The sequence below is a fragment of the Streptomyces sp. GLSS-08 genome (assembly GCF_056387915.1).
This window is the reverse complement of the sequence record NZ_JBWJAQ010000040.1, coordinates 1-9,474: the sequence shown is the minus strand read 5'-3', so window position 1 is coordinate 9,474 and position 9,474 is coordinate 1. Positions and strand designations below refer to the sequence as shown.

Genomic DNA, 9,474 nt, shown 5'->3' with positions numbered 1-9,474 from the left:
AGGGTGATCTTGTCCTGGTCGTTGAGGGTGACCGACATGGGGGGCTCCTTCTAGGTCGTACGCCGCCGTGCCCGGCGCCGCTCCGTTTCCGTGGCCCCATCATGGCACACAAGTGGCGCCACTGCGACTCGATCTGCGCCACGCACGGGCCGTGACGAGCACGCCGACCCGAGACGATCCGTAAAACCGCAGGTCATTTCCCTGCCGGGCCACGCCCGAAAAGGTCGAGCCATCAGGGCAACGGGCCGCTATTGCCTGAATGTTCCCGACTCTTCACTCCGCAGCACCCCGGACAACCGGGGTGGCACATAAAAGACTCCACACGACACCACTTGTGTGCCATGCTGGTGTCGTCCACAGCGCACTCCCCCGGCTTCGCAGCCTGAGAGGTGCGCGTTTCACGGGGTGAGCCGGCAAAGGGGCGGATCATGGAGACAGCACGGAGCCAGCAGGCGGCACCCGGCGCCTTCGCCGCCTTCGCCCGCTTCGTCCTCTGCGGCGGCGGGGTGGGGCTCGCCTCCAGCTTCGCCGTGGCGGCCCTCTCCTCCTGGATGACCTGGGCGCTGGCCAACGCCGTGATCACCGCGGCCTCCACCCTGCTGGCCACCGAGCTGCACGCCCGCTTCACCTTCGGCGCGGGCCGGCGCGCGACCCGGCGCCAGCACGTGCAGTCGGCCGGGTCCGCGACGGCCGCGTACGCGGTGACGTGCCTGGCGATGTTCGTCCTGCAGCTGCTGGTGGCGGCGCCCGGCGCGGTGCTCGAGCAGGCCGTCTACCTGTCCGCCTCCGCGCTCGCCGGCGTCGCACGGTTCGCGGTGCTGCGCCTGGTCGTCTTCGCGCAGGGCCGCTCCCGGGCCGCGGCCACCGGGCACACCGCCCCTCCCGTGCTCGCGGCCGTGGCCCGGGCCTCGGCCCCGGCCGCTCCCGCGGCGCTCTGCCACGCCGCCTGAGCCTTCCGGGCACCGGAGGCGGCAACCGGACTCCCCCTCGGCGGGCGGTGCCCGGGCACCGGCGCGGAAGAGGCGGGCGGGCGCTCGCTCGAGAACGCCTGCAGGGCACTTGGAGGCCCGCTCGAACGGGCGGCCGGGGCGGCTGCCGGGCGGCTATCGTCCCAACTCCCTACCCCTGCTTCCGGGATCCAGGTCCCTTGGGCCGGGCGCCGGAGTGTCTCGCCGATGGAGTCGCCATGCCGCAGGCCCAAGAGCCTCAGCTGCGTCTGTTCGTGTTCCACCACTCCGGCGGCTCGCATCGGATGTACCGCGACTGGCTGTCCTGCTTCCCCGCGGGCTGGGACGTGCAGATCCCCGACGCACCGGGCCGCGGGCCCGGCGACAGGCGTCCCGCGCTGAGCGACACGGGCGCTCTGCTGGAGTACTTCCTGCACGAGCTGGACAGCCGGCTGACGGGCCGCTTCGCGTTCTTCGGGCACAGCATGGGCGGTCTCGTCGCGTACGAACTGACCCGCCTGCTCCTCGACCAGGGGCGCACACCGCCGGTCTGGCTCGGTGTGTCCGCACGCGGCACACTGCACCCCGACGGGGACCCCACCCGCCGGCACCTGCTGTCCGACGAGGACCTGCGCCGGGAACTGGTGGCGATGGGCGGCACGTCGTCCTCGGTCCTGGACCACGAGGAACTGTGGGACCTGTTCCGGCCGACCATCCGCGCGGACCTGCGGATCAGCGAGACCTGGCGCACCCGGCCCCTCGCCGTGCCGCTGCCGGTGCCCCTGTCGGTGTTCGGCGGCCTCCACGACCATGTGGCGCCGCCGGAGCGGCTGGACGGCTGGGCGGCCGCCTCCGAGCACTTCCTGGGCCTGCACCTGTTCGACGGCGGTCACTTCTACTACCAGGACCGGCTCCCGGAGGTCGCCGGGCGGATCCAGGACGACGTGCGCCGCGCCCTGCTGCTGGGCAGGGCACCGTCCCGGGCGACGCGGTGAGCGTCCTCGGTCCCGCCGCACCGGCCCCGGTGCGCGGGACCGAGTTCCGGCTGCTCGGCCCGGTGGTCGTGCACAACGGGGCGACCGGGTCCGGGATCGCGCCCTCCGGCGCCAAGCAGCGGGCCCTGCTCGCCACCCTGGTCATCCACGCCGGCGAACGCCTGCCCGCGGACCGCCTGGTGGAGGAGCTGTGGGGCGACCGGCCCCCCGCCAACGCACCGAACGCCCTCCAGGCCCACGTCGCCCGGCTGCGCCGGCTGCTGCCCGCCCCGGGCCACGCCTGGATCAGCACCCTGCCCACCGGATACCTGCTGACCCTGGGCCACGCCTCGACCGACGTGGAGCGCTTCACCCGCCTGTCCCGCCAGGGCAGGGCCGCGGTCCCCGACGACCCCCGGTACGCGATCGAACTCCTGGGCCAGGCCCTGTCGCTGTGGCAGGGCCTGGCCCTGCAGGACAGCCGCCACGGCCCCATCTGCACGGCCGAGGCACACCGCCTCGAGGAGCAGCGCCTGTCCGCGCTCGAGTCCCTGTACGAGGCGAGCCTGAACTGCGGCAGATACGCCGAGATCACCTGCGACCTGGAACGGCTGACCGCCGACCACCCGCTGCGCGAGCGCTTCTACGACCTGCTGATGACCGCCCTGTACCGCAGTGGCCGGCAGGCGGAGGCGCTCGGCGTCTACGAACGCGCGCGCCGCCATCTGCTCACCCTGCTCGGCGTCGAGCCGGGCCCGGCCCTGCGGTGCCGCATGGAGGCGATCCTCCACCACTCCCCCACGCCGGCGCTGGGGCGTCCCCGCCCGGTGGACCCGGCCGCGGAGATGGCGCATCTGCAGACCCGTATCGATCAACTGGTGCGGGACCAGCGGGCCTTGCTCCGCAGGGTCCAGGAAGCGGGCCAGGCCCGCTAGCTTGATCTTTGACGTCAACACACACGTCCAGCACGAAGGCCGTGAGGATGAGAGAAGCGTGAGCTCGTGCGGCGGCTGCATCGCGAGGGCTTCTTCGAGACCCGCAGCTCCGCACACCTCATCGCCGACCAGCTCGGCGTCTGCCGGGCGACCGTCTACAACTACGCGAAGCGGTAGCCGCCCTTGGCCGGACGGCAGACGCGCGCCCGCGGCCCGACCCGCGCCGGTCCTTCAGTCGCTCGGGCAGCTCGGGCCGCACCGCGGTGCCGATGATCAGGCAGCCGTGGGTACGGGTGCCAGACGTCGCATGAAAACCGCCTGGACGCCGCCGTCGAGGAGGTCGTCCGAGCGGGCGAGGAACTCCTGGAGGTGCGGCTTTCCCAGGTTGGCAGCGTGGTCCTGCCGACTGCGCCACACCTCGTGGAAGTGGAACGAGGCCGGGTCGTTCACGTCGACGTGCAGGTCGTAGCTGATGCAGCCGGGTTCGCTCAACGTGTGCGGCACGAGCGCAGTCAACGCTTCCCGAAGTTCCTGTTCCCGTCCGGCTCTCGCCCGCAGCCGGGCGACGACGGTGAGGCTCTCGTGATTCACGGATGACATCAGTTGGTGCTCCTGGTTCCTGGCCCGGCATGAACGCCGGGCTTTCGAACACTGACGCTAGAAAGAACCGGTCCGGGTGTACAGTCCACTCGCGTGCCTGCTGACCGGACCAATCGCGCCACCGGCCTGCTCATCGAGCTCCCCGACGACGGTCGCCCGATGCACGAGCGCCTCACCGGCGCGATCAGGATCGCCATCGGGCAGGGCCGGCTCGGGCCCGGGCATCTGCTTCCGTCCAGTCGTACGCTCGCCGTGGAGCTCGGCTGTTCCCGGTGGGTCGTCAACGAGGCGTACGTCCAACTCGCGGCCGAGGGACACCTGCTGACCCGGCGGGGTTCGGGCACCCGGGTCGCCGCCGCCCGGAGCGAGCCGGCACCGAAGCGGAGCGCGGCTTTGGAAGCGCCGCCGTGTGTGGCAGATCTTCGGCCCGGCGCCCCGGACACCAGCGGATTCCCCGCCGCTGCCTGGATGCGGTCCCTTCAGCACGTGCTCACCGTCGCCGACTGGTCGCCGCCGGTCTTCCCGCCCGCAGAGGGAGTACCCCGTCTCCGTGAGGTGGTCGCCGCCTACCTGAGGCGGGCTCGGGGCATCCCGGTGGAGAGCGAGGAGGTATTGATCACCTGCGGCACCTCGCACGGCATGGCCGCCGTCGCGCGCGTGCTGAGCACCAGGGCGGATTCCGGGGTGGCGGTCGAGGATCCCGGCTGGTTCCGCCTGCGGGAGGTGGCCGCCGCCGCGGGCTTGCGTATCGAGCCGGTCGCCGTGGACCCGTCGGGTGTCGACGTCGAGGCGGTGCGCCGGGCGGATGTCGGCGCGCTGGTCTGCGCTCCGGCCCACCAGTTCCCTACCGGCGCAGTGCTGTCGCCGGACCGTCGTCGGGCCCTGCTGGCCTGGGCTGCGCAGAGTTCTGGCCTGATCGTGGAGGACGACTACGACGCCGAGTTCCGTTACGACGGCAGGCCGGTCGGCGCGCTGGCCGGTCTCGGGCGCGAACATGTCGCCTATCTGGGTTCGGTCAGCAAGACGTTGCACCCCGGCCTGCGGCTCGGCTGGCTCGTGCCGCCCGCCGGCCTGCGCAGGCCGCTGCTCTCGGCCCTGGAGGCGACCGGCGGCGGCCCCAGCACGCTGGAACAGCTCACCTTCGCGCATTTCGTCGAGACCGGCGGCTACGACCGGCATCTACGGCGGGCCCGCAAGGCGTACCGCGCCCGCCGGGACGCTCTGGTCGCCGCCCTGACCAGGCACGTCGCGATCAGCGCCAACGGCATCGCCGCCGGTCTGCATCTGACGGTGCCGTTGCCGCAGGGCACCGACGAGCATGCCGTCGTCGCACGGCTGAGCGAGCTGGGCGTCGCGGTGGTGCCGCTTGCCCGGTACACGATCAGCCGTCAGGCGCCCGCCCTCGTCGTCGGGTACGGCCGGCTCGCCCCGTCCCGGGCGGTGTGGGCGGCCGACCGGATCGCCGAGGCCGTGCGTGAGTGCGCAGTTCGGCGATGTGGGCCGGCGCGGGCGTCTCTCGTGCCGACGCCTCGATGAAGGACACCCCGACGGGGAACCACTCCTTCTCGACCGGGCGTTGCGCGAGCGCAAGGTCGAGGCCGGGCTACTTGGGGTCGCTGTTGAACTTCGAGGCGGACCAGACGTAGCCGAGCGCCGTGAGGCCGACGCACCAGGCGAGGGCGAGCCACCCGTTGTGGCCGATGCCGGTGCCGAGGAGGAGTCCGCGCAGGGTCTCGATGGCGGGTGTGAAGGGCTGGTACTCGGCGACCGGCCGGAACCAGCCGGGCATGGAGTGCAGGGGGACGAAGGTGCTGGAGATGAGCGGGAGGAAGATCAGCGGCAGCGCGTTGTTGCTGGCGGTCTCGGCGCTCGGGCTGACCAGGCCCATCCCGACGGCGATCCAGGTGAGTGCCAGGGAGAACAGCGTGATCAGGCCGAAGGCGGCGAGCCATTCCAGGACGGTGGCGTCGGTGGACCGGAAGCCGATGGCCACGGCGACGGCGCCGACGAGGACCACGCTCATGACCGACTGCAGGACGCTGCTGACGACGTGTCCGATGAGTACGGAGCCGCGGTGGACGGCCATGGTGCGGAAGCGGGCGATGATGCCCTCGGTCATGTCGTTGGAGACGGACACCGCGGTGCCGACCGTGGTGGAGCCGACGGTCATCAGCAGCAGGCCCGGCACGAGGTAGGCGATGTAGTCGGAGCGGTCGGCGCCGTCGCCGATGCCCGCGCTCATCGCGTTGCCGAAGACGTAGACGAAGAGCAGCAGCAGCATGACGGGCGTGAGCAGCAGGTTCAGGGTGAGGGAGGGGTAGCGGCGGGCGTGCAGCAGGTTGCGGCGCAGCATGGTGTTCGAGTCGCGGACGGCGAGGGACAGGGTGCTCATCGGCCGGTCTCCTTGGGCTGGTGGGGCACGGTGCTGTCGGTCAGGGCGAAGAACACGTCGTCGAGGTCGGGGGTGTGCACGGTCAGCTCGTCGGCCTCGATGCCGGCGGTGTCCAGGCGGTCGAGGACGGAGCGCAGTTCGCGCTGGGTGCCGTCGCTGGGGATCTGCAGGGACAGCGCCTCGTCGTCGCGGGCGGCCTCGTGCAGCACGGAGGCGGCCTGCTGGTAGGCGGCCGGGTCGGTGAAGCGCAGCCGCACGTGTCCGCCCGGGATGAGGCGCTTGAGTTCCTTCGCGGTGCCTTCGGCGGCGATCCTGCCGTCGTGGAGGACGGCGATGCGGTCGGCGAGCTGGTCGGCCTCCTCCAGGTACTGGGTGGTGAGGAAGACGGTGACGCCGCCACAGACCAGCTCGCGGATGATCCCCCACATGGTGTGGCGGGAGCGGGGGTCGAGGCCGGTGGTCGGCTCGTCCAGGAAGATGATCCGGGGGTTGCCGACCAGCGTCATGGCGATGTCCAGGCGGCGCTTCATGCCGCCGGAGTAGGTGGAGACGGGCTTCTTCGCGGCCTCGGTGAGGTCGAACCGCTCCAGCAGCTCGGCGGTGACGCGGCGGCCCTCCTGCTTGGACAGGTGGTGCAGGTCCGCCATCAGGAGCATGTTCTCCTCGCCGGTGATCAGGCCGTCGACGGCGGAGAACTGACCGGTGACGCCGATCGCGGCGCGGACGGCGTGCGGTGACGTGGCGATGTCGTGGCCCGCGACCTGGGCCTGGCCGGCGTCGGCGGTGATGAGGGTGGAGAGGATCTTGACGGCGGTGGTCTTGCCGGCGCCGTTCGGGCCGAGCAGGGCGAACACGGACCCGGCCGGGATGTGCAGATCGATGCCGTCCAGGACGGTCTTGTCGCCGTAGGACTTGCGCAGGGCGGTGGTGGAGACGGCGGCCGGCGGCTGCGGGTGACCGTCACCCTGCTTGGACATGGGCATGACAGAAGAAGGCATGGGGCCCTCCGTTCGAAGGGTGAAGTGGGCTCTGGGTGGGGCCGGTTGAGGGGGGCGCGCTCAGGCCCGGCGCGACTGAAGCAGGTGGTGCTCAGGTCTTGGCGCGGCAGATGAAGCTGGCGCTCAGGCCCCGCCGCCGGGCCGAGCTGGGGCTCAGGCCTTGGCGCGGCGGATGTCGATGTTGCCGTGCCGGGTACGGGCGCGGACCTTGACGGTGTCCTCGGTCGCCTCGCCGCTCTCGGACACGGTGAGCGTGTTGCGCACCTGTCCGGAGCCGGAGCTGACGTCGAGCCAGGCGGCGGTGCCCTCGCGGACGCCGACGTCGATGGCGCCGTAGGAGGTCTCCAACTGGACGGTGCCGCGGGCGACGTCGCTGACGCGCAGGGTGCCGTGGGCGGTGGTGGCGGTGACCGAGTCCTCGGCGCGGGCGATGTCGATGTCGCCGTTGGCGCCGCTGACCCGCAGTTCGCCGGTCGCGGCGCCGACGGTGGTGGTGCCGTGCGAGTTCTTCAGGACGGCGGGGCCGTCGAGGAGGCCGACGCGCAGGCTGCCGGAGCTGGTGGTGATCTCGGCGGCGCCCTCGACCCGGTCGACGGTGATCGAGCCGTGGGATGCCTTCAGATGCAGCGGGCCGGTGGTGTCGAGGCGGACGTCACCGGAGGAGGTCTTCACGCGGACCTCGCCGAGCCGGCCCTCTCCGAGCACTTGGACCCAGGCGCCGGTCATGTCCAGGCGCGAGCCCGCGGGCAGTTCGACCGTGACGTCGACGGTGCCGGTGCGGCCGAACAGGTTGGACTTGGGTGTCCTGACGGTCAGTGCGCCGCCGCTGTACGCGATCTCGGTCTGGCCGGCGGCCCGCACGTCCAGGTCCTTCTTCGGGTCGCGGGGGCGCACCTCGACGACCGTGTCGGTGCGCTCGCCCGCGGTGAACTGGATGGAGCCGGCGTCCACGTGGGCCGTCACGGAGATCGCTGCGGGAGTGTCGAAAGAAGGCATGGCTGCCCCGTCCTCTTGGGTTCTCAGGGCGTCCCCGCTGGTGGGACGTGGTGTGGGTGAATCGGTGCGGGCGCGCCGCGGCTCAGCGGACCCAGCCGGTGAAGCTCTGTCCGATGCTCTTGGCCTTCTCCGTCGTACGGGGCCGGGTGCCGCCGTCGACCGCGGCCGACACGGCCCGCACCAGCCACGCGTTGACCGACAGGCCCTCGCGGCCCGCGGCCTCCTCGGCGCGCGCCTTGAGGTGGGCCGGAAGCCGCAGGTTGACGCGGGCGGTGCCGCCCTCGTCGCCTTCGGCCGGGGCCGAGGCGCGGAATGCCTCGGCGGGTGCGGCCGGCTCCGCGGGGGCGCCGCCGTCGGTGGGCGGCAGGGTCACCACGAAGTCGGGGTCGAGCCCGCGCAGCCGTACGTCGACCGAGCCGGGGGCGAGTTCACGGGTGATCTCGTCCATCGCGGCGGAGAGCACGTTGAGCAGGGTCAGCCGCGTCGCCGACTCCAGGGGCACGGTGAGCCGCTCGGCCAGCTCGCGGGCTTCGTCGCCGCCGGCCTCGGCGGCCACCGCGAGTTCGCGGCGGAGGGTGTCGACATACGGCGTGAGATCCATGGCGCCATCATTGCACCACGATGGTGCCACACGCAAGCCGTCTGGCGCCGCGTGAGCGGTGACCTTGCGGTCCGCTCTTCTGACCTGCGTAAACGCGGTGAGGGCGGTCCGGGCCATCATGGCACCATGAGCCTTCAGGAGGCGTGGGGAGTGCCGAATGACGTCAGGTGGCACCACGTGGCGTCATGGGGGTTCGCGAGGAGGTGTCCCGGCCTGGCGCCGGGTGCGAGGCGCGAAGTGCCGGTCGCCTCACGGCACTTGCCGGGCGGACACGACCTAGGGCCTGTCGTTTGGATCAGGCCGGCTGTGACCGACGGTTCGTCCTGACCGACCCGAGCGGGGTCTGGCGCGTGCAGCTGCAAGGCGGAGGAGGGAGTCGACGCGGAGCGTCGGCGACCGACGACAACGCCGCAGATGTGCGCGCCAGACCCCGCGACGCCGGCCTGATCCAAACGACAGGCCCTAGGGAAGCGGCTGGACGCCCGCCCGCAGCAGGCCGTAGGTGTACGCGTCCTCCAGGGCCTGCCAGGACGCGGCGATCACGTTCTCGGCGACGGCGACCGTGGACCATTCGTCCTGGCCGTCCGTGGTGGAGATCAGGACGCGGGTCGCGGACTCCGTGCCGTGCTTGCCCTCCAGGATGCGCACCTTGTAGTCGACCAGTCCGAACTTGGCGAGCTGGGGGTAGATCTTCTCCAGGGCGACGCGCAGGGCCCGGTCCAGGGCGTGGACCGGGCCGTTGCCCTCGGCGGTGGCGATGATCCGCTCGCCCTTGGCCCACAGCTTGACCGTGGCCTCGTCGGCGTGGGTGCCGTCGGGGCGGTCCTCGACGATGGCCCGCCGGGACTCGACACGGAAGTAGCGGGGGGCGCGGCCCTCGGCCTCCTCGCGCAACAGGAGTTCCAAGGAGGCGTCGGCGGCCTCGTAGGTGTAGCCCTTCAGTTCGCGTTCCTTGACCCGTTCGACGACGCGGGCGACCAGTTCGCGGTCGCCGCCGAGGTCGACGCCCAGTTCCCTGCCCTTGAGCTCGA

General features: G+C 72.0%; 10 protein-coding genes and 1 pseudogene. 5 read left to right on the top strand and 6 right to left on the bottom strand.

All coding sequences use genetic code 11. The features are described 5' to 3' along the window. The first annotated feature begins 428 nt into the window (after positions 1–428). The 4 genes and pseudogenes from AC0ZLC_RS34150 to AC0ZLC_RS34135 all read left to right on the top strand — a co-directional run. Positions 429–950 carry a GtrA domain-containing protein gene (locus AC0ZLC_RS34150; protein WP_476755803.1) on the top strand — a complete coding sequence of 174 codons (522 nt, stop codon included), beginning with the start codon at positions 429–431 and terminating at the stop codon, positions 948–950. 236 nt (positions 951–1,186) lie between these two features. Beyond that, positions 1,187–1,942: a thioesterase II family protein gene (locus AC0ZLC_RS34145; RefSeq protein WP_476755802.1), complete on the top strand. Its 756-nt coding sequence runs from the start codon at positions 1,187–1,189 to the stop codon at positions 1,940–1,942. Further along, entirely contained in the window at positions 1,939–2,856 is a 918-nt protein-coding gene (locus tag AC0ZLC_RS34140) for an AfsR/SARP family transcriptional regulator (RefSeq protein ID WP_476755801.1), read from the top strand. The genes AC0ZLC_RS34145 and AC0ZLC_RS34140 overlap by 4 nt, the downstream gene beginning before the upstream one ends. 63 nt (positions 2,857–2,919) lie before the next feature. Further along, positions 2,920–3,033, top strand: a pseudogene (locus tag AC0ZLC_RS34135) (helix-turn-helix domain-containing protein); the annotation flags it as partial. Between the two features lie 96 nt (positions 3,034–3,129). On the opposite strand, the gene AC0ZLC_RS34130 reads toward AC0ZLC_RS34135, so the two are convergent. Then, complete coding sequence (locus AC0ZLC_RS34130; protein WP_476755800.1) at positions 3,130–3,456, bottom strand: putative quinol monooxygenase; 327 nt, start codon at positions 3,454–3,456, stop codon at positions 3,130–3,132. Positions 3,457–3,549: 93 nt separating this feature from the next. On the opposite strand from AC0ZLC_RS34130, the gene pdxR reads away from it, so the two are divergent. Continuing rightward, positions 3,550–4,992, top strand: a complete 1,443-nt coding sequence (pdxR, locus tag AC0ZLC_RS34125) for a MocR-like pyridoxine biosynthesis transcription factor PdxR (RefSeq protein ID WP_476755799.1) — start codon at positions 3,550–3,552, stop codon at positions 4,990–4,992. A gap of 67 nt (positions 4,993–5,059) precedes the next feature. Here the strand turns inward: pdxR and AC0ZLC_RS34120 are convergent, their stop codons facing one another. From AC0ZLC_RS34120 to AC0ZLC_RS34100, 5 genes are all read right to left on the bottom strand, one after another. Continuing rightward, positions 5,060–5,848, bottom strand: coding sequence for an ABC transporter permease (locus AC0ZLC_RS34120; RefSeq protein WP_476755798.1), 789 nt, complete (start codon positions 5,846–5,848; stop codon positions 5,060–5,062). Beyond that, positions 5,845–6,846, bottom strand: coding sequence for an ATP-binding cassette domain-containing protein (locus AC0ZLC_RS34115; RefSeq protein WP_476755797.1), 1,002 nt, complete (start codon positions 6,844–6,846; stop codon positions 5,845–5,847). Before AC0ZLC_RS34115 ends, AC0ZLC_RS34120 begins: the two co-directional genes overlap by 4 nt. A gap of 153 nt (positions 6,847–6,999) precedes the next feature. Further along, the gene (locus tag AC0ZLC_RS34110) at positions 7,000–7,842 is read right to left on the bottom strand and encodes a DUF4097 family beta strand repeat-containing protein (RefSeq protein WP_476755796.1); all 843 of its coding nucleotides are present in this window, start codon (positions 7,840–7,842) and stop codon (positions 7,000–7,002) included. A gap of 82 nt (positions 7,843–7,924) precedes the next feature. Continuing rightward, entirely contained in the window at positions 7,925–8,443 is a 519-nt protein-coding gene (locus AC0ZLC_RS34105; RefSeq protein ID WP_476755795.1) for a hypothetical protein, read from the bottom strand. 462 nt (positions 8,444–8,905) lie between these two features. After that, positions 8,906–9,474 (bottom strand): alpha-isopropylmalate synthase regulatory domain-containing protein (locus AC0ZLC_RS34100; RefSeq protein ID WP_476755794.1); only part of this gene is annotated, 569 nt, incomplete at its 5' end.

What these genes read in the sequence shown, in the direction of transcription:
- AC0ZLC_RS34150 (WP_476755803.1), top strand. Translation starts at nt 429, where the DNA reads ATGGAGACAGCACGGAGCCAGCAGGCGGCACCCGGCGCCTTCGCCGCC.
- AC0ZLC_RS34145 (WP_476755802.1), top strand. Translation starts at nt 1,187, where the DNA reads ATGCCGCAGGCCCAAGAGCCTCAGCTGCGTCTGTTCGTGTTCCACCAC.
- AC0ZLC_RS34130 (WP_476755800.1), bottom strand. Translation starts at nt 3,456, where the DNA reads ATGTCATCCGTGAATCACGAGAGCCTCACCGTCGTCGCCCGGCTGCGG.
- AC0ZLC_RS34120 (WP_476755798.1), bottom strand. Translation starts at nt 5,848, where the DNA reads ATGAGCACCCTGTCCCTCGCCGTCCGCGACTCGAACACCATGCTGCGC.
- AC0ZLC_RS34115 (WP_476755797.1), bottom strand. Translation starts at nt 6,846, where the DNA reads ATGCCTTCTTCTGTCATGCCCATGTCCAAGCAGGGTGACGGTCACCCG.
- AC0ZLC_RS34110 (WP_476755796.1), bottom strand. Translation starts at nt 7,842, where the DNA reads ATGCCTTCTTTCGACACTCCCGCAGCGATCTCCGTGACGGCCCACGTG.
- AC0ZLC_RS34105 (WP_476755795.1), bottom strand. Translation starts at nt 8,443, where the DNA reads ATGGATCTCACGCCGTATGTCGACACCCTCCGCCGCGAACTCGCGGTG.